We start from the raw sequence: 17,995 nt of genomic DNA, 5'->3' as shown, positions 1-17,995 counted from the left end.
CTGTTATAGTTTATGTCGAAAAACTTCATACATCAAGACAGCAGCAGCCACTGATGCATTCAAACTTTGCACATGTCCATCCATTGGGATAGTAATCATTTCATCAACCTGTTTTTTGATATTAGCTGAGATGCCTTTTCCTTCGTTTCCAATAATAAGGGCTAACTTCCCTGAGGTATTCCACTTGTGAGAAGGCGTTCCGTTCATATCGGTTCCAAAGGTCCAAAATCCTTTTTCTTTCAGTTTATCTAAGGTTTGACTGAGGTTGGTCACACGGACAATTGGCACATGCTCAACAGCGCCGGTAGATGTTTTAGACACCACAGGGGTCACCCCAACGGCACGATGTTTAGGGATAATCACCCCACAAACTTTGGTAGCGTCTGCCGTTCTCAAAATAGAACCAAAATTATGGGGATCTGTTAAGCCGTCTAAAATTAAAATCAGAGGGTTTGATTCTTCATCAGCTTTGGCTAAGAGATTGTCTAATTCGGTATAGGCAAAGGCTGAGACACGTAAGACAAAACCTTGATGCACAGCACCTTCTGTCATCTCGGTTAAAGATTTCTTTGGCATCCAAGAGATGGACACCTTCTTCTCAGTCGCCAAAGCCTTTATCTTATCAACATTTTTGCCACGCAAATCATCTTGAATGTAGAGTTTATTACCTGTATTTGCCAGTAAACTCTCCGTGACGGCATGGACACCGTACACCATATCATTGTTTTCTTCTATTAATTGATTATCTTTCATAGTTTCATTATAGCATGAAAGCCATCAAATAAACCTTTCTAATTCTTTTATTTTCGAAGAAAAACTTTGGCAAGTAAGGCTAACAAGGCTAGACCTGCTACTGCTAGTAATCCTACCACTCCCCAAGGAAATGATTTTTTCGTCTCTACTTGTGTTTCATCACGATCAGACAGCATTTGCTCATCTTTTGGCTTTGCCTTTGTTTTTGCTTGACTAACCTTTTGTTGAGATGGGGCAGAGGCCTTAACTCTATTTTGATTGCTGCCACTGTTAACTGTTTGATTTGTAGTATTTGTAGAAGGAGATACTTTATTTTCTGGCGTCAGAGAAGATTGGCTCTTGTTTTCAGTTTGATTTGTGCTTTCTTTATTTTCTGAATTTGTTTGTTTTTGCACTTTACCATCAAAATGCACTGCTTCTGAACCTCCAGAGAAAGTCGTCGTCTCATCTTTTACGGTCACGGCGATACTATAATCACCAACTTGTTGGTAGTTTAACTCAAACCAGACTGAAAATTGTGATTGACCTGCCTGCATACCGTATTCGTACTGATTTATGGTATTACCATTGGCATCCAGAAGTAATACAGTTGCTTAATTTGCTTTTTTTAAAGGCTGACTAGTTCTAATTTTGGTATCAATGATGGGTTTATTAGGTCTAAGCTGAGCATCCACAGTCACACTCCCTTGGCTTTTCTCCTGAAGGCTTGTTGTAGGAGCCATATCTTCAGCTAAAACGCTTTGAATAGGATAAGTTGTCCCAACTAAAAGGGAAAGCGTTACTAATAAACCTGTGCTTTTGAGAGTCTTCATGATGTCATTCTCCTAAATGATTTTTTATTTTTACTCTTTCATTATAATTCATTCGAGAAAAAAAGCAATACTTTTATTTCATTTTTGTTACAAATATTTATTTATGATGTCATTTATGTCAAAAATAATTCAAAAAGAGCTCTAGCACACACTAAAACTCTTTTTTATCTTATAGAGTAACTTTCTTACCAGCTTCAGCACCAGAGTGCAAACTGTAAATGTCCTCAATATGAATCAGACCTGCCGCTTTGGGAACTCCCATTTTACCTTCTGCCCAAGCTTTGGCTTCTTCATAAACAGGTCCATCATGAATGATTTCCGCACGACCTCTGAAACGGTAGCCTCTTAATTTCTCTCTGTCAATATAAGCAACCTCAATTTTACCATTAGCGTCAATATTGGCTTGGGTCTGACCACCTGTATTTTCATTAAAAATAAGGGTCTTATCATCTAATAATCTCATAGATCGTTTAGGACCAATATTAGGATTGCCATGCTCATCGACTGTTGCCACAATGGCTAATTGATTAGCGATAAGCTCTTTCATTTCTTCTGTTAACATATGAACTCCTTTTCTTCATTTAGTCAAATGACCCTAGCGACATTATATAACCTTCCTAGAAAAAAGTCAGTCAAAAATAACTATTATTAATTTTAAAGTAAATCATACTTAAGTATATTAAAAATCCAAAAAGATGCAGCTTTTCACAACTGCTGCATTTTCTATTTCATAAAATCCGATCCATCATCTAAAAAAATATCATCGACTGATACCGTCAATGCTTGGGCAATTCCTCTTAAGGTTTCATATTTGGCTCGCCGAAAAGTCTGAATGTCTTTTTCATAACGGGCAATGGTGCGTACAGAAATACCCGTCATTTCTGATAGTTGATGTTGCGTTATCTTTTGGGCAATTCTGATCTCTCTTAAGGTTGACTTGGTCACTTTCTTCTCCCCTATACTTATCCCATATTAGTTCCACATGTTAATCATATTATAAACTTCGGTTTTTATGAAGTCAAGTTTTTTGTCTTTTTACCTTTTTTCTAAATCTTTTGATTTAATTTGATTTATGGTATGATAGCTTATATATAACTAAAGGAGACCGCTATGTCCGCAAAGAAAACCTTTTTTGCAACTAATTTAAAATATCTTAGATTACAAAAGAATATGGAACAATTAGAACTTGCGAAGCTCTTGGGACGCAAAAGCTCTTCCTCAATCAGTGAATGGGAAAAAGGAAAATACACTCCAAAATCAGGACTTTTAAGTGATATTGCTGCTATTTTTAACGTCAGTCTAACCGCACTAATGGAAGAAGATTTAAGAGCCTCTGAGTCAAAGGGAGTTGATTATCATCTGCCCCAAAAAGACTTAATGATGATTTCGGAGCGCCTTTCTGAAAACAACTATAATAAGTGGTTAGATTTTGGACAAGACCTCTTATCCCATCAGTCCAAAGAGGACTAGTCAAGAAAAAGCAAATCAATCAAAAAAGCTAGCAAGACCTTTAAGGGTTGCTAGCTTTTTTATGATGTCTTAAAAAGGAGTCGCTAAGAAATTAGTCTGCTGGAAGCTGGTCTTGACCCATGTAAAATACTTCTAGAGCATCTTTTGAAATACCATGTTTTTGGTAAATAGCATCTGCTTCTTTGGTGAGGGCTTCAAGTTGAGCATTTTGCTCAGTCACTTCTTTGTCGAAGGCTTCATACTGCTTATCAAGCTCTTTTTCAATCTTATCTGTTTGATCAAAGTATGATACTAAACTTTGTTTGTCTTCTTCAGACAAGTTAGTTTCTGCCACTAGGGCCTTAGCTTCGTCACTTGTTGACCAATAAGCGTCACAAATGGCGTCATAGAATTTTTCCAAAAGGGCCTGGTGTTGATCATATAAGTGATCAAGCTGCTGAGTGAGTTCTTTTTCGTGATGACCTATTGTCGCTTCTTTTAGCGCCATAATCTCTTGGTTGATGCTATCCATTTTTTGATAAATTGGTTCTGCTTCCTTATCTGCAGCTTCTAATTTGACTTTGATACTGGATGCAGGTTCTTTAACCGCTTGCTCAGCTGAAACAATAGGGCTAGCCTGCAGACACGTTACTGTTCCAAAGGTAAGAAGACTTGCAATAGAAAGGTGTTTTAGTGTTTTAGTGTTTTAGAATAGTTCATTAGTGATACCTGCCTTTTCTTTTTTTTAGATAAGCTTTTCTTATCTTGATTATAGTATAGGCTTTTTTTCCAACTTATTCTCCGAAAGTTTGAGGTGAAGTTGTGGCAATTTTGTGGCAAGTAAAATCAATAATAAAAGTGGTTTGATGAGGCTTGCTTTCAGCTCTGATAGTCGCTCCATGTTGCTCCAAAATTTCTTTGGTCATAGCTAGTCCAATACCTGTTTGTCCTCCTGCTCCCTTGTAAAAACGTTCAAAAATATGAGGCAGTTCAGCAGCTGAAATTTCAGGGCCATCATTTGAAATACTGAGCTGTCCCTCACTCTGAGAAATCTTAATTGACTTTCTAGCATAGCGCAGGGCATTGGTCATGATATTTGAGAAAGCTCTTTGTAACAGTTCCTGATTACCGATAATTTGAAGGCCATCATCCAGCCCACTACAAATCAAGCTTAATCCCTCTTGATTTGCAATCGGAGTAAAATATTCACAAAAATCCTGAACTAAATGAGACAAGGAAAGCTTCTCTTGAGACAGTTTTTCACGACTATCTAAACGTGACAAGAATATCATATCATCCACTAATTGCTTCATTTTATAGCTTTCACTAAGAATCACTGGCAAAGCTTGCTCCTGAGGGATTACCCCTTCTTTCAGTCCCTCGGTATAACCTTGAATGGACATGAGAGGAGTTCGTAATTCACGGGAGGCGTTTTGGAAAAATTGGCACTGAGTCTCCTCAGCTTCTTTAATGCGATTAGCCATGTCGTGACTTTCTTGTAACAAACCATCAAATTCTGAAAAGATAACCCGCTGTGCTTCTGCTTTAGGCTGGTCTTGATTTCGCCATAAACGCGCAATATACTGGCGTACCGCTTCAATGGATTCTCCAATACCAGAAATGGTTTTTCGCATAATTAACAGCAAGGGCAACAAGGTCAAAAAGAGAATAATCAATAAGACAAGATTAACCCGGTCAACCACCTTTTGGATAGTTGTCACATCCGTAAAGACCAAGGCAAGGTAGGTTTTTTCATCACTTTTTGGTCCTTCTCTGACAATCAAACCATCTTCTAGTTGACCTTTATATTGCTTAGTTCGAACAAGGTAGGTTTTTTTAGAAGGTGCTGTCACAATTAAGCCCGAGTTAGCTTTGGCGGTTTCTTGCAAGCGGTGTTCCAGTAAATAATCGTAGATAGCTTGTCCTTCTTTTTTTGCTTAGCATCACTGGTAAAAAGAGACTGCTTTTCCTGATCAACAATAGCATATTGAGACCAGACAAACACATTATTTTCGGACACAATATCTGGGATGTCCTTTTTTTGATTGATGCTATCTAATACCAAAAAATGCGTCTGCATAGCTTCTCTGGTCATTTGATTAACATAATCGCGAATAACATAATGAAAGGAAAAATAGATTAAAATAAAACCCAAGCAAAGGGTCAGTCCTGAAATTGAAATCAGGTCGTGGGTTAAACGTCTTTTTGTCATGCGTCATCTTGTCCTAACCTAAAGCCAAATCCCCAAACGGTTTGAATGCGAAGCTGACTTGGGTAATCCTGTAATTTCCGGCGTAAGCGTTTGACGGTATCGTCTACCGCACGACTTTCAATATCACCCTAGCCCCAAATGCGATCTAATAAGTCTTCACGCGAATAGGCTGTCCCCGGATTTTCAAGTAAGATATCTAACAAATCAAACTCTGTTTTCGTTAGAGGTAACTCTTTTCCAGCCAAATGATCTCGGCGGCTTGTAGTGTCTAAAGTGAGGTCTAAATAGGTTTTTTCTTGACTTAATCCAAGGTCTTTTTGACGACGCTTAAGAAGAGCCTTGACGTGCAGGCTTAGTTTAATGGGAGAAAAAGGCTTGGTGAAATAGTCGTCTATCCCTAGTATGAAAGCTGTGATAAAGTCAGCATCTGAATCCCTAGCAGTTAATAAGACAATAGGCAATTGCTCATCTTCTTGTCTAATCCGACTTAAAACAGTTAGACCATCTGTTCCTGGCATCATCACATCTAAAATCACCAAGTCTGGCTTAGTTTTAGCGTAAGCTGCTAAAAGAGCATCCCCTGTCTCAAAAGCTTCCACCTCAAAACCGTCCCGTTTTAAAAATGGAACCAGTAATTCTCGGATATTTTTTTCATCATCTGCTAAATAAATACGTTGAGACATTTCTTCCTCCTCTTTCATGCTACTTGAAAAATCTTATCTTCATAATAGACCAGTGAAAATCAGAAGTCAAACCCCAACTGCACACACCAAAAAGCCTCTCTAAAATAGAGAGGACTATAACTGATAGAGTAAACTAGGCTAGGCAGTATCTAATAATCTTTTAGAATCAATGAGAAGCAACTGCCTTTTCCAAATTGACTGTCAACCCTAATGTCACCTTCTAGCTGATGAGCCAATTGCCTTGCGATATAAAGCCCTAAGCCATGACCGCCTGTCTTCATATTACGTGATGATTCCACACGATACAAGCGCTTGAAAATCCTATCCAAATCTTCTGCTTTGATACCTTGACCTTGATCAATGACATCAATTCGGACAGAATCGCCTTGACGATAGGCTTTAATGGTCAAAGCCGTATTGGCCTCTGAATACTTGATGGCATTGCTGACCAAATTCAAAATGATGCGAGAAAGAGCATCGTATTGGCTTTTGATTTTAACCACCTCTTTTGACATATCAATATGAACCGAGCGATTTTCACGTTCAAAAGTTAACTGAAATTCTGACAAGATATCAATTAACAACTTTTCGAGATAGATGAGTTGACCCGCTTGCTTATCAAGCTGCCTTTGGTCATTCAAACTAACCAGATGTAATTCTTCAACTAGTTGATTTAATCGGTTGGTCTGCCTTGAAATGGTATTCAAATAATGGCGTTCTTCTTCTTTTGGAATGACACCATCTAAAATACCTTCCACAGTAGCCTGAATAGAGGTTAGTGGTGTTTTGATATCATGAGACAGCTGTGCAATCATCATAGATTTTTCACGCTCGCTCTCATTGAGTGATTCAAAACTAGCTTCTAACTCTAAGGACATTTGGTTAAAACTACCTTCCAAATCCCTAAACTCTAAAGGTGACTTGATCAGTCTGTCACGGTCAAAGTTTTTTGGGGGAAATAGCCTGCATCTTCTCCTTTAATTTCTTAAGCGATGAAAAGACATTGGTCAAAAGAATCATATTCACAATTCCTCCTGCTAATGAGGCAATCAGTGCAATGATTAAAATATAAGAAATGTCTTTAGTTGTAATGAGCATTTGATTTAAACCGACAATTAGGCCTGCTATGGTAATGAGCATGGACACTAAATAGCCGATAACAATATAGGTTCTTAGTCGCATCTTACCCCTCTAATTTGTAGCCCAAACCCCAGACCGTCTTTATCTTAGGCGTCTTGTCTGTGCTATATTTTGCTAAGTCATTGCGCAGGGAATGGATATGAACGTTGAGCGTATTGGTATCATCCAAATACTCTTCCTCCCACACGCGCTCATAAAGTTCTGTTTTTGAAAAAACATGGTTCAAGTGATTGGCTAAAATCCACAACAGATCAAAAGCTTTATTGGTGAGATTGAGGTCCTGATTAGCCACAGTCACCACACGGGTACTGTGATCCATGGTTAAATCCCCAATGACCAATTGGTCACTTTGACTGCTTTTACCGTAAATCCGATTGAGAATGTTTTTGACACGCAAGACTAATTCTCGTGGACTAAAAGGCTTAGAAATAAAATCATCTGCTCCCAAGCTTAAGGAATAGATTTTATCTGGCTCAGAAATTTTTGCCGTAATAAAGAGGAAAGGCTGTTTAGGTTTTTCCAGCAACACTTCTCAAATAAAATCATAACCATCCATCTTAGGCATCATGATATCACTGATAATCAAATCATACTGATCCTTGTGAAAAATCTCTAGAGCCTGCGCACCATCACTTGCTACTGTCACATGATGACCAGCCTGTTGCAAGTAACGTTGATTAATGTCTGTGATTTCAAGCTCATCATCCACTAATAATATCTTGTAAGTCATGTTTTCTCCTTGATAAAAAAATTAGTGCTATACTTTTTCAAGTATAACACTAACTCCTGTTTGAGCCAAACATCCGATGAGATTATCTCTGCTAAAGCATATTCCTGGCACTTGAACAGTTCCTATCTCATCACAAGCTGATTGTCTCAATCCTATAATGTGTAGCAGTCCTTAACGGCAAGTTTGGCTTAAATTTTGGTTGATGATGCTATTTACGGAACCACCAGTGATGTATTCTGGCAATTCAAGCTTTTGAACACGTTCTAAGATTTCATCATCTGTTAAGGTTAGGGTTTCTTGCGCTTTTTAAGCTACTGGCTGAGCACCATCAATATCTTTTGGATAGGTCACACTTGAGTTTTGGTTAAGAATACCGTAGATTGAACCTGTAATGTATTCTGGTAGTTCAGCTGTTTGAGCATTGCGGTAAGCTGCATCATAATCGTAGTCAGTATAAGTTGAAGCTGAAGCTAGCAGAGCAAGAAGAGCACCTCCTGTAAACATTGCTGAAACCAATCCAAGTTTCACAAATTTAGTTGTTAGGGATTGTTTTTCTGTAGTCGTTTTTTTCATGGCGATTACCTCTTTCTTTTTTGTTATTTATTTTATGAACTAAGTATAACAACCAGACATAAAGTAAGTTTAAGCTAAATATAAAATAATTCTTAGGTCATTCTTAGGAAACCATAAAATCGCTTTCTTTTTTCAAAAAAAGTGGAAAAATCCCTATTCTTAGAAGAAAAATCCTTATCTATTAATTGTTTCTACTTTAAAAATAGTGATTCCTTAGTTTAGAACCGTAGCTAGGAGATAATGCTATCTACAAAAGATTCGTTTAATTTTAATATAGAAGCCTGTTTTCCTATTATTAACAAGAAATATGAATACAATTTATAAAGCTATTATGATAATCATTTTTTCTATGATATACTTATTAAATAACAAAAATTGATGCCTTATTTGACCATAACATAAGGCATCCAGAAATCATCAACAAGGGCTAACCCCTTGATACGAAAGGAATCTAGAAAATCTCATGATGAATATGCAAAACATGATGAAGCAAGTACAAAAGCTTCAAAAACAAATGGAACAAAAGCAAGCTGATTTGGCAGCTATGGAGTTTGTGGGCAAGTCTGCTCAGGATTTGGTGACAGCTACTTTTACTGGCGACAAGAAATTGGTTGCTATTGATTTCAAAGAAGCTGTTGTTGATCCTGAAGATATGGAAACCCTATCTGACATGACCACTCAAGCCATCAATGATGCCCTTAAACAAGTCGATGATGCCACTAAAAAAACAATGGGCGCTTTTGCTGGCAAATTACCATTTTAATAGTAAGAAATCTCCGCTGGACAATCCAGTGGAGATTTTGCTTATTTTTCTTTAGCCAATTCTAAACAATAGGATTTTTGATGACAGTGGAGGCAAGTCAGTTTGCGAGTTCTTGGGGTATGGCCTGCCCAAGCAAACTCTTTAAAACTTGGTTCAAAAATAGAATGACAATTTGGACATAGGTATTCAAATTGCTTCCGAAAATAAATGATCAATAACGTAAAAAAGATTATCCATAGTGGAGCCTCTATCCATATCAACCAAGATAAGTTAAAATAGCTAGTGAGTAACACTGACATAAGATGGACCACTATTGCTAGCATAATACCGCTAAACATTTTCAACTGCAAACGACGCCAAGCTTTTTGATTTTTCATGGTAAGCGACATGTCTGATAGGTTTTCCAAAGAGTGACTAGATGATTGACGAATACCTGACAAGAGATTGACAGCCGTGTCAAGTTGGTGCTTTTTAGTCCTTAAGTCTTCTTCTAACTGTTGGATATGATCTACCAACACAAGCTCTAACACTGCCATGGCATTATCTTCTGCTAGCACGCGCTTTATCTGCTCGATGGAAAAATCCAATTCCCGTAAGAAGCAAATAAGTTTCAACCGTTCCAAATCTGACTCAGTGTAGATTCTGCGTCCTCCCTCAGTAAGCTGAGAAGGTACTAAAATCCCTCTTTTATCATAATATTGAGCCGTTCTCACAGATACTTTGGCAAGATTGGCCAAATCTCCAGTGGAATAGGTTTGAGACATGTCTTTCACCTCCTTTCTGTCCTAATGATAGAACATTACCCAGGGTCACAAGCAAGCCCTGACCTTAGGTAATTTTTCTTTTTTTTAAAAAGATAGCTAGCGTGACTAATCAAATAAGCCTCCCAAAGCCGCAAAGGGATTGTCTGTTTGCACCTCTTCTTGCTGGTTCAAATATGATTTATTGTCATCAAACTCCAAAAATTTCTCGTAGACAAGAGCTGTCATTCGCGCATCTTCTAAGCTATCATGTCCCTTGCCCTTAATGCCCAACGTCTCTGCAACTGTCTGTAAACGAAGGTTAGCAATGCCATTTAAGTCCGTGCTGCGTCTGTCATAGGCCTCGTCAAAAAGGTCAACTTCGTATTGACCACTTAAGTCCAAACCTTGCTCTGCCAACAAAGGAAGATCTGATTTCTGAGCATTGTAGCCTACTAAGGCAGTCTCTCCCACAAAGGTTTTAAAGACTTCAAGGACTTCTGCTAACTTTGGCGCCTTGCTGATCTTGTCAGCCGTAATTCCTGTCAGACCATTAATAAAACTCTGTAGGGGCACATCAGTGTAAACATAGCTGTCAAAGCTGTCAACTTCTTGGTGATTAACCACTTTGACGGCAGATAATTGAATAATATGGCTTACCTCTTTCACTGTGTTAAATTCTAGGTCAAAGGCAATGTATGTCTCTAATCATTTCATCTTTCTCCTCGAAAAAAGACCCTAATGGGGTCTTGCTTCATTGATTTATTTTCTTAAAAGTCGGCCAAAGAAGCCTTTTTTAGGACTCACTTCTGCTTGGACTTCTTCCACTTGTAACCTTGCTTGATCAGCTTCTGCCTTGGCTTCTTCTAACTCCAACTTAAGGGTTTCTTTATCTGCCATAGCTTTAGCTGTTAACTGCTGCTGTTGGTCTAGTTGCTTATCTTTTTCAGCAATTTGCACATCTTTGACACGCATTTGCTCATCTTTTGAAGCCAACTGCTGATCTTTAGCTTTTAATTGCTCATATAAACGAGTGATTTCAGTATTTTTTTCATCCACAAGGATTTCTAAGAGTTCGCGCTGTTTGGTTTCTTCGCTAATTGGCTCATCGTCAAAAATGGTCTTTTTGTAAATTTCTTCCAACTTAATAAGGCCACTACGCTTAACCACAGTGACTCCCTTATCATTTTTGTCAAGATCCTCTTCAGGTAAAGATTTGACGCGATTATTGACAGCCTGACGGCTTACCCCCAAAATGTCAGCTAGTTCACTAACTGTCTTTTCAATTGCCATAATTTCCTCTTTATCATTATACTGAATATTCTTATTAAAAATAGTAACACAATACTAGATTTCTGTCAATTTAGCCTAGTTGATAAGCCCTTGAAATCTAGGAGTTGAAGCCTCTTTTTTTGCCAAGTAACCACTTTTCTATTCAAGCATTGTACAATGTGCTAAAATAGGGTTATGACACAATACGATACGATTATTATTGGTGGTGGTCCTGCTGGCATGATGGCAGCCATTGCTAGTAGCTATTATGGCTACAAAACACTGCTCATCGAAAAAAACAAGCGCTTAGGTAAAAAGCTGGCCGGAACTGGTGGCGGACGCTGTAACGTGACCAATAATGGCACACTTGATGACCTTCTAGCAGGAATCCCGGGAAATGGGCGCTTTCTTTATAGCGTTTTTTCACAGTTTGATAACCATGACATCATCCAATTTTTCAAGGAAAATGGCGTCGCTCTAAAAGAAGAAGACCACGGGCGCATGTTCCCAACCACTGACAAATCAAAAACCATTATTGATGCTCTGGAGCAAAAAATCAAATCCTTGGGTGGACAAGTGCTAACCAATACTGAGGTAGTTTCAGTTAAAAAAATGGATGACCTTTTTGTGGTCAAATCTGCCGATCAGCAGTTTACTTGCCCTAAGCTAATTGTCACGACTGGCGGTAAGTCCTATCCCTCAACGGGGTCGACCGGCTTTGGCCATGAGATCGCAAGGCATTTTAAACTTCAAGTCACAGATTTAGAAGCCGCAGAGAGTCCTCTGTTAACAGATTTCCCTCATAAAGCCTTACAAGGGATTTCGCTTGATGACGTCACCCTCTCTTATGGCAAACATGTCATTACGCACGATTTGCTCTTTACTCATTTTGGCTTGTCTGGTCCTGCAGCGCTTCGTCTGTCATCATTTGTCAAAGGTGGGGAAATAGCTCATCTTGACTTCTTACCCCAAAAGTCACCTCAAGTCATTCTAACTTATTTGAGTGAAAACCGTGACAAAACCATCAAAAATACTCTGAAGGGGCTTCTCCCAGAGCGTCTAGCTGACTTTTTGGCTAGTGATTTTCCAGAAAAAGTAAAACACTTATCCCCTACACAAGAACAAGAATTACTTCAAAAGCTTAAAGCATTTCCTATTGCCATTACTGGCAAAATGTCTCTAGCCAAATCCTTTGTCACCAAGGGTGGGGTAGATTTGAAAGAAATTAACCCCAAAACCTTAGAAAGCAAGAAAGTTCCTGGCCTGCACTTTGCAGGAGAGGTACTTGATATCAATGCCCATACTGGTGGTTTCAATATCACCTCTGCTCTTTGCTCTGGCTGGGTTGCCGGAAGCATGCATTATTAATGATGAAAACTGCCATCAGAAGATGACAGTTTTTCTTTATGCTTTATAACTTGGCTATTTTAGCCTGACAAGCTGCTTCTATGGCGTCCAATTTAGAAAGACTGTCTGCCACATTTTCCCCAATACTATAACTATAGATTTTTAGTTTTGACTCTGTTCCTGATGGCCGCAAGGCATACCAAGAGCCATCATCAAAGTAGAACTTCAAACAGTTTTGTTTTGGCAAATCCTCATAGCCCAACTTAAAATCAATGGTCTTGGCTAGTGTCATTTGTCCAATCTGACTGATTGGTTCTTTTCGGAAAGCTTCCATAATGGCAGCTATCTTTTCTTGACCTTCAAGTCCTTCTAACTCTAAGGTTATTGGTCTTTCGTTATAATAACCAAATCGTTCATACATTTCTTCTAAAACATCTAGTAAGCTCTGCCCTTTTGCTTTATAGTAGGCTGCCATCTCAACCACCATCATAGAGGCACTCACGGCATCCTTATCTCTGACAAATGTGCCATAGCAAAAACCGATGCTTTCTTCAAAACCAAAGAGATAGTTATGGCTCTTGGTTAGCTCATACTCATCAGCTTTGCCACAGATATTTTTGAAGCCGGTCAAAGTTTCAACGGTCTCCACACCAAAAGCGGTCGCAATGGTTTTGGCAAAGTCACTGGTCACAATAGATTTGACAAGGACAGGATTTTCTGGCATTGTCTTCATTTCTTTTCGTTGAGAAAAAATGTAGTAAGCTAACAAGGCACCCATTTTATTGCCGTTGATAAAGACATAGCCACCGTCTGGGCCTTTGACTTCTAAGGCCACTCGGTCACAATCGGGATCTGTTGCGATTAAAATATCCGCATCTAACTGTTGACCTAATCTTTCAGCATAGGCAAAAGTTTTTGGAACTTCTGGGTTAGGATAACCCACTGTGGTGAAGTCTGGATCAGGTAATTCTTGCTCAGGAACAACAGAGACATTAGTGAAACCACGTCTTTTCAGTACTTGGCGGATCGGCAGATTTCCCACCCCATTTAGAGGAGAATAAACCACCTTAATCGCTTTATCCACTGCTTGATCGTGAATAGCCAAAGCCAGCACCTCTTGTTGGTAGGCCTCTTCTAGCGCCTCGTTGATATAAGAGGCCATTCCAGAAGCTAGAGCCTCCTCAAAAGGCATGACTTTAACCTCTTCAAAGGCTTCAATCTTAGTCATATGGCCTGCAATTTGATCAGCAATATCATCAAGGATTTGCGAGCCTTCTTGCCAATAAACCTTATAGCCATTGTAAGCTTGTGGGTTATGACTAGCTGTCACCATAACACCAGAGATGCATTGGAGTTGTCGAATGGCATAAGAACACATTGGCGTTGGTCGAATCCCTTTAAAAAGATAGGATTTGATCCCATTAGCTGCCATGATAGCACACGTCAACTCCGCAAAAGCTTGCGACTGGTAGCGCACATCATAGGCGACAGCGATCCCTCGATCCTTAGCCTCTTGTCCATGCTCACTAATGGTATTAGCCAAAGCCTGAGCGGCCTTACTCACCATGTAAACGTTCATGCGATTGGTTCCAGCTCCCAGCTTACCTCGAAGGCCAGCTGTTCCAAAAGCCAAACTGCTATAAAAGCGGTCCTTAATCTCTTCTTGGTCATCTTTAATGGCCAATAACTCTGCTTTGCTAGCCTCATCAATAAAAGGATTTGCTAGCCATTCCTTGTAATGCTCTTCATAATGCATATGAATTACCTGTTTCTAAGACAGCTTCAACCTATTTTCCTTTACTACGCTGTCAAATAGTATCTTTTGACGTAATCTTAGTAGCTACCTGCTTCTGTAGCTTCGTTTTTGACCAATTTAATAATACGGCTTGTGCCCAGACGTGATGCGCCAAGCTCAATGAATTTTTCAGCATCTTCTAACGATGAAATGCCTCCAGCTGCTTTGATTTGAACATCTTCACCAATGTTAGCTGCCATGATTTCAACATCTTTGAATGTTGCTCCAGCTGTTGAAAAACCAGTTGATGTTTTGATAAAGTCAGCACCTGCACGTGTCACGACGCCACAAAGTGTGATTAATTCCTCTTCTGTCAATAGGCATGTTTCCACAATAACTTTCAAAATGTGGTCTTGACAAGCCGCTTTGATGTGACGAATTTCGTCTTCAATCTTATCAAAATGACCATTCTTCACATCCGTTAGGTTAATAACCATGTCGATTTCAGCAGCCCCATTTTCAATGGCATCTTTGGTTTCAATAACTTTGCTAGCTGTTGTGCTGTAACCATTTGGGAAACCAATAACTGTACAGATTGGCAATTTACCCTCCACATAAGTGGCTGCTTCTTTAACGTATGAAGCAGGAATACAAGCAGAAGCTGTATGGTAAGCCATAGCATCGTCTAAGATGACCTTAATCTCTTCCCAAGTAGCTGTTGTTGTTAATAAGGTATGGTCTACTGTTTTTAAAATGTGATCAAGTTGCATGTTTTTCTCTCTTTCTGATAGCAAGCAAACCCTCAAGCTCAAAGAACTCAAGGCTTTGCTATTATTATAACATTAAATAAGGGTAACGAGTCCCACAAGAAGGGCACTCAATAAACTAACGGCAATGCCACCAAGCATAGATCTAAAAACTAATCTTGCCAAAGTGCCACGTTTTTCAGGACAAAGGACCGCAATACCTGAAATACAGATACCAAGGCTAGAAAGGTTGGCAAACCCACAAAGTGAGATAGTTGCCAATAAGGCTGTACGATAGTCAAGCGATTTAATGTGCTGACCTAATTCTTGGAAAGCCACAAATTCGTTAAGCACAAGCTTGCTACCTAGAAGGTTTCCTTCCATTAAAATGTTTTTACCGTCAAATCCCATTAAGAATCCAAATGGCGCAAACACATAAGAGAAGATTTGTTCTAAGCGAATACCAAAGACACTTAGGATCATGTTAATCAAAGCAACGAGTCCAACAAAGGCCACCAAACTAGCTCCAATAGAGAAGGCCATTTGGGCACCTGTGCTAGCTCCATCAGCAATGGCATCAATAATGTTTGAATGTTGCCCTTTATTATCCATTTTAACCGTTTCAATTTCTTGAATGGGTTCCACTTGTGGGTAAAGGGTCTTGGCCACAAGGATACTTCCGATCGGTACCATGGTCGAAGCAATCAAGAGGTATTCCATTGGAATGCCTAAGGCAATATAGCCTCCTAAAATCGACACCGACATGCTCCCCATACCAGAAACCAAGACAACCATGATTTCACTATCTGTCATCTGTTTGAGGTATTTGCTGACCAAGATGGGGCTATCTGTTTGCCCTAAAACATATTAGCAACTGCGACAAAACTCTCAACTTCTGAAGTGTGCATGAGTTTTCCAACGCCTTTACCAATCCACTTAATCACAAAGCCCAAAATGCCAGCATAATAAAGTAAACTCACTAAGGCGGACAAGAAGATAATATTCCCTAAGGTTTGAATGGCAAAGATAAAGCCTGTTGCCGCTGTATTGTCAGCTAAAGAGCCAAAGACAAAATTAAGACCAGCTTGTCCACAGTTGATCACTTTAGTGACAGCATCAGACACAATGCTAACCACTTTTTGTCCAAGCGGGAAACGCACTAAGAGAAGAGCCAGAATGATTCCGATGATGTTATAAATAAATGACATGATAAACTCCTGTAACTTTGATTACTTGCGTTTATCTTCTTCAATCAATGTCTTAATCGCTTCGATAGCAACTTTGATAGCTGATTCCGTATCATGTGATATTGGGTTATCTAAACCAGCGGCATTTCGTTCTTGGTTACCAACAACCAAGAAGTCTGAACCACAGCGAACCCCTAAATGACTTGCGGCTACAAACATAGCTGCTGATTCCATTTCAGAAGCTTTCGTCCCAAGACGTTTCCACGCTTCCCATTTGTTAAGCAATTCATAGCTTACTGGCATACGCTCTGGCTCATGCTGACCATAAAAAGCATCTTTACATTGTACCACACCAGCATGGTGGGTGTAGCCAAGTTTTTTAGCAGCATTGACAAGTGCATTTGTCACCTCTAAGTCGGCAACCGCTGGAAACTCAATGGGAGCGTACTCTTTACTAGTACCTTCCATACGGATAGCTCCTGTTGCAACCACAATGTCGCCACCTTTAACATCCAAATCAATACCACCACAAGTACCTACACGAATGAAGGTGTCTGCACCACAAAGAACCAGTTCTTCCAAAGCGATAGAGGCTGATGGACCACCAATCCCGGTTGAGGTGACACTGACTTTTTCCCCGTTCAAAGTGCCTGTATAGGTAATATACTCACGGCTATCTGCAACTAAAACAGGATTATCAAAATGCTGTGCAATTTTATGACAACGTTTTGGGTCACCTGGCACAATCACATAACGTCCTACATCACCGGGACGAATTTGTAAATGGTATTGTAGTCCAACTTCACCTGAATAATTTTGCATGTTAAAACCTCCTGTATTTTACTTGTCTAATTTTTAACACACTTGTATATTATCATACACCAATTGTTTTGTAAACGCTTTTTTCTGATCTTTTTTTGGCAAATTTTTTTGACAAATGGCTCCTACCTGTGAGATACTAACACTATAATTATTAGCATTTCTAAGAAATGAGACCTTTTTTAAAAGAATCAACTCTTTTTTAGACAAGTTAAACGACAAAAGTTATGATGAGGTAAGTCAAATGTCAGCCCATGAGTTAAGTACCAAGCTCAAAAAGCTCAAACACGTACAAGTCTACAATAAAATTTTCCAACTCATCCAAGACGGTACTTACAGTCCTGGCATGCAGCTACCATCAGAGCCAGAGCTAGCTGAACAACTCAATGTTAGTCGGATGACTCTTCGAAAATCATTAGCTCTCTTGCAAGAAGATCACTTAATCAAAAACATTAGGGGTAAGGGTAATTTTATCCTAAAACACCCTGAGAGTGCTTGTCATCAGGGATTGGAATGTCTTCAGCATCCTGTTCATGTCGGATTATCAGCTGACATTACCAGAATTGAGCTAGAATTTCGTATTGAGGTTCCTACCGTTGCCATTAATGCCTCTTTACAACAAGAAACACCTGTAGTAGTCATTGTTGACCGTTGGTATCATTCTCATGATAAAGTCATCGCTTACAGCCTATCCTTTATTCCAGTTGAGGTCATTTCTGATTTTGGCATCGATCTCAATCACGAAGAAGCTATTCAGTCTTTTTTAGAAGAAAAACTTTACCAATCAGGCAATGCCACTCATGCCCACAATCAAATCAGCTATACTAATACCGGTAACTACACTGCTACCAAATATACTTTATCTGAAGACAGTGCTTTTATTCTGATTCAAGAAAGTGTCTTTAAAGGGAAAAAGGTCCTAGTGACAAATAAACACTATATCCCAGCTGATTTATTTGACTTAAACATTCAATCTCAAAGTTGCCAAAGCGACACTCATTAACTACCCTTTAGATAATTATTAATACCTGACT

At 39.1% G+C, this 17,995-nt stretch carries 19 protein-coding genes and 4 pseudogenes; 4 read left to right on the top strand and 19 right to left on the bottom strand.

The genetic code is table 11. The features are described from left to right. Window positions 1-3: 3 nt before the first annotated feature. The 5 genes from rlmB to STRIC_RS09280 all read right to left on the bottom strand — a co-directional run bounded on the left by rlmB (window position 4) and on the right by STRIC_RS09280 (window position 2,510). Window positions 4-753 carry a 23S rRNA (guanosine(2251)-2'-O)-methyltransferase RlmB gene (gene rlmB, locus STRIC_RS09300; protein ID WP_008089950.1) on the bottom strand — a complete coding sequence of 250 codons (750 nt, stop codon included), beginning with the start codon at window positions 751-753 and terminating at the stop codon, window positions 4-6. Between the two features lie 47 nt (window positions 754-800). Then, the gene (locus tag STRIC_RS09295) at window positions 801-1,289 is read right to left on the bottom strand and encodes a hypothetical protein (RefSeq protein ID WP_008090059.1); all 489 of its coding nucleotides are present in this window, start codon (window positions 1,287-1,289) and stop codon (window positions 801-803) included. Window positions 1,290-1,346: 57 nt separating this feature from the next. Further along, the gene (locus STRIC_RS09290) at window positions 1,347-1,565 is read right to left on the bottom strand and encodes a hypothetical protein (RefSeq protein WP_008090142.1); all 219 of its coding nucleotides are present in this window, start codon (window positions 1,563-1,565) and stop codon (window positions 1,347-1,349) included. 169 nt (window positions 1,566-1,734) lie between these two features. Then, a complete protein-coding gene (locus STRIC_RS09285) occupies window positions 1,735-2,127 on the bottom strand; it encodes a pyridoxamine 5'-phosphate oxidase family protein (protein WP_008090302.1) in 393 nt (130 codons plus the stop codon). A 161-nt stretch (window positions 2,128-2,288) separates the two neighbouring features. Beyond that, the gene (locus STRIC_RS09280; protein ID WP_008089671.1) at window positions 2,289-2,510 is read right to left on the bottom strand and encodes a helix-turn-helix domain-containing protein; all 222 of its coding nucleotides are present in this window, start codon (window positions 2,508-2,510) and stop codon (window positions 2,289-2,291) included. Window positions 2,511-2,675: 165 nt separating this feature from the next. Here STRIC_RS09280 and STRIC_RS09275 point away from each other — a divergent pair, with 165 nt between their 5' ends. Next, entirely contained in the window at window positions 2,676-3,035 is a 360-nt protein-coding gene (locus STRIC_RS09275; RefSeq protein ID WP_008089769.1) for a helix-turn-helix domain-containing protein, read from the top strand. A 91-nt stretch (window positions 3,036-3,126) separates the two neighbouring features. Here STRIC_RS09275 and STRIC_RS09270 read toward each other — a convergent pair whose 3' ends face one another. The 7 genes and pseudogenes from STRIC_RS09270 to STRIC_RS09245 all read right to left on the bottom strand — a co-directional run bounded on the left by STRIC_RS09270 (window position 3,127) and on the right by STRIC_RS09245 (window position 8,352). Continuing rightward, window positions 3,127-3,546: a hypothetical protein gene (locus STRIC_RS09270; protein WP_008089815.1), complete on the bottom strand. Its 420-nt coding sequence runs from the start codon at window positions 3,544-3,546 to the stop codon at window positions 3,127-3,129. 262 nt (window positions 3,547-3,808) lie between these two features. Continuing rightward, entirely contained in the window at window positions 3,809-4,903 is a 1,095-nt protein-coding gene (locus STRIC_RS09265) for a sensor histidine kinase (protein ID WP_008090203.1), read from the bottom strand. Next, window positions 4,870-5,226 (bottom strand): hypothetical protein, encoded by a 357-nt coding sequence (locus STRIC_RS12735; protein WP_008090054.1) that lies wholly within the window; start codon window positions 5,224-5,226, stop codon window positions 4,870-4,872. The genes STRIC_RS09265 and STRIC_RS12735 overlap by 34 nt, the downstream gene beginning before the upstream one ends. Continuing rightward, window positions 5,223-5,909, bottom strand: a pseudogene (locus tag STRIC_RS09260) (response regulator transcription factor). Before STRIC_RS09260 ends, STRIC_RS12735 begins: the two are co-directional and overlap by 4 nt. A 149-nt stretch (window positions 5,910-6,058) precedes the next feature. Next, window positions 6,059-7,091 (bottom strand): annotated as a pseudogene (locus STRIC_RS09255) (sensor histidine kinase). A gap of 1 nt (window position 7,092) precedes the next feature. After that, a pseudogene (locus STRIC_RS09250) lies at window positions 7,093-7,779 on the bottom strand (response regulator transcription factor). A 306-nt stretch (window positions 7,780-8,085) separates the two neighbouring features. Beyond that, window positions 8,086-8,352: a hypothetical protein gene (locus STRIC_RS09245; protein ID WP_008089897.1), complete on the bottom strand. Its 267-nt coding sequence runs from the start codon at window positions 8,350-8,352 to the stop codon at window positions 8,086-8,088. 463 nt (window positions 8,353-8,815) lie between these two features. Here STRIC_RS09245 and STRIC_RS09240 point away from each other — a divergent pair, with 463 nt between their 5' ends. After that, complete coding sequence (locus STRIC_RS09240) at window positions 8,816-9,115, top strand: YbaB/EbfC family nucleoid-associated protein (protein WP_008090180.1); 300 nt, start codon at window positions 8,816-8,818, stop codon at window positions 9,113-9,115. A gap of 41 nt (window positions 9,116-9,156) precedes the next feature. Here the strand turns inward: STRIC_RS09240 and STRIC_RS09235 are convergent, their stop codons facing one another. From STRIC_RS09235 to STRIC_RS09225, 3 genes are all read right to left on the bottom strand, one after another. Continuing rightward, window positions 9,157-9,879 carry a MerR family transcriptional regulator gene (locus tag STRIC_RS09235; RefSeq protein ID WP_008089626.1) on the bottom strand — a complete coding sequence of 241 codons (723 nt, stop codon included), beginning with the start codon at window positions 9,877-9,879 and terminating at the stop codon, window positions 9,157-9,159. 105 nt (window positions 9,880-9,984) lie between these two features. Next, the gene (locus STRIC_RS09230) at window positions 9,985-10,551 is read right to left on the bottom strand and encodes a 3'-5' exonuclease (protein ID WP_234944215.1); all 567 of its coding nucleotides are present in this window, start codon (window positions 10,549-10,551) and stop codon (window positions 9,985-9,987) included. Between the two features lie 66 nt (window positions 10,552-10,617). After that, on the bottom strand, window positions 10,618-11,148 hold the full coding sequence (locus STRIC_RS09225) for a DUF536 domain-containing protein (RefSeq protein ID WP_008089720.1): 531 nt from the start codon (window positions 11,146-11,148) through the stop codon (window positions 10,618-10,620). Between the two features lie 174 nt (window positions 11,149-11,322). On the opposite strand from STRIC_RS09225, the gene STRIC_RS09220 reads away from it, so the two are divergent. Then, a complete protein-coding gene (locus tag STRIC_RS09220) occupies window positions 11,323-12,495 on the top strand; it encodes a BaiN/RdsA family NAD(P)/FAD-dependent oxidoreductase (RefSeq protein WP_008090028.1) in 1,173 nt (390 codons plus the stop codon). Window positions 12,496-12,538: 43 nt separating this feature from the next. Here the strand turns inward: STRIC_RS09220 and STRIC_RS09215 are convergent, their stop codons facing one another. From STRIC_RS09215 to udp, 4 genes and pseudogenes are all read right to left on the bottom strand, one after another. Beyond that, window positions 12,539-14,230, bottom strand: a complete 1,692-nt coding sequence (locus STRIC_RS09215; RefSeq protein ID WP_008090123.1) for a phospho-sugar mutase — start codon at window positions 14,228-14,230, stop codon at window positions 12,539-12,541. A gap of 77 nt (window positions 14,231-14,307) precedes the next feature. Then, window positions 14,308-14,979 (bottom strand): deoxyribose-phosphate aldolase, encoded by a 672-nt coding sequence (gene deoC, locus STRIC_RS09210; RefSeq protein WP_008089906.1) that lies wholly within the window; start codon window positions 14,977-14,979, stop codon window positions 14,308-14,310. Between the two features lie 72 nt (window positions 14,980-15,051). Further along, window positions 15,052-16,145 (bottom strand): annotated as a pseudogene (locus tag STRIC_RS09205) (NupC/NupG family nucleoside CNT transporter); the annotation flags it as partial. 39 nt (window positions 16,146-16,184) lie between these two features. Further along, window positions 16,185-16,964 (bottom strand): uridine phosphorylase, encoded by a 780-nt coding sequence (gene udp / locus STRIC_RS09200; protein ID WP_008089745.1) that lies wholly within the window; start codon window positions 16,962-16,964, stop codon window positions 16,185-16,187. 241 nt (window positions 16,965-17,205) lie between these two features. Between udp and STRIC_RS09195 the strand changes: the two genes are divergently transcribed. Then, window positions 17,206-17,964: a GntR family transcriptional regulator gene (locus tag STRIC_RS09195; RefSeq protein WP_008090364.1), complete on the top strand. Its 759-nt coding sequence runs from the start codon at window positions 17,206-17,208 to the stop codon at window positions 17,962-17,964. Window positions 17,965-17,995 lie beyond the last annotated feature (31 nt).

Origin of the sequence: Streptococcus ictaluri 707-05 (genome assembly GCF_000188015.2) — a bacterium.
Taxonomy (GTDB): Bacteria; Bacillota; Bacilli; order Lactobacillales; family Streptococcaceae; genus Streptococcus; species Streptococcus ictaluri.
This window is presented reverse-complemented; position numbering and strand designations above follow the sequence as displayed.

Coding starts and splice junctions, on each gene's coding strand:
- rlmB (WP_008089950.1), bottom strand. CDS start 753: ATGAAAGATAATCAATTAATAGAAGAAAACAATGATATGGTGTACGGT.
- STRIC_RS09295 (WP_008090059.1), bottom strand. CDS start 1,289: ATGCAGGCAGGTCAATCACAATTTTCAGTCTGGTTTGAGTTAAACTAC.
- STRIC_RS09290 (WP_008090142.1), bottom strand. CDS start 1,565: ATGAAGACTCTCAAAAGCACAGGTTTATTAGTAACGCTTTCCCTTTTA.
- STRIC_RS09285 (WP_008090302.1), bottom strand. CDS start 2,127: ATGTTAACAGAAGAAATGAAAGAGCTTATCGCTAATCAATTAGCCATT.
- STRIC_RS09275 (WP_008089769.1), top strand. CDS start 2,676: ATGTCCGCAAAGAAAACCTTTTTTGCAACTAATTTAAAATATCTTAGA.
- STRIC_RS09270 (WP_008089815.1), bottom strand. CDS start 3,546: ATGGATAGCATCAACCAAGAGATTATGGCGCTAAAAGAAGCGACAATA.
- STRIC_RS12735 (WP_008090054.1), bottom strand. CDS start 5,226: ATGACAAAAAGACGTTTAACCCACGACCTGATTTCAATTTCAGGACTG.
- STRIC_RS09245 (WP_008089897.1), bottom strand. CDS start 8,352: ATGAAAAAAACGACTACAGAAAAACAATCCCTAACAACTAAATTTGTG.
- STRIC_RS09240 (WP_008090180.1), top strand. CDS start 8,816: ATGATGAATATGCAAAACATGATGAAGCAAGTACAAAAGCTTCAAAAA.
- STRIC_RS09235 (WP_008089626.1), bottom strand. CDS start 9,879: ATGTCTCAAACCTATTCCACTGGAGATTTGGCCAATCTTGCCAAAGTA.
- STRIC_RS09225 (WP_008089720.1), bottom strand. CDS start 11,148: ATGGCAATTGAAAAGACAGTTAGTGAACTAGCTGACATTTTGGGGGTA.
- STRIC_RS09220 (WP_008090028.1), top strand. CDS start 11,323: ATGACACAATACGATACGATTATTATTGGTGGTGGTCCTGCTGGCATG.
- STRIC_RS09215 (WP_008090123.1), bottom strand. CDS start 14,230: ATGCATTATGAAGAGCATTACAAGGAATGGCTAGCAAATCCTTTTATT.
- deoC (WP_008089906.1), bottom strand. CDS start 14,979: ATGCAACTTGATCACATTTTAAAAACAGTAGACCATACCTTATTAACA.
- udp (WP_008089745.1), bottom strand. CDS start 16,964: ATGCAAAATTATTCAGGTGAAGTTGGACTACAATACCATTTACAAATT.
- STRIC_RS09195 (WP_008090364.1), top strand. CDS start 17,206: ATGTCAGCCCATGAGTTAAGTACCAAGCTCAAAAAGCTCAAACACGTA.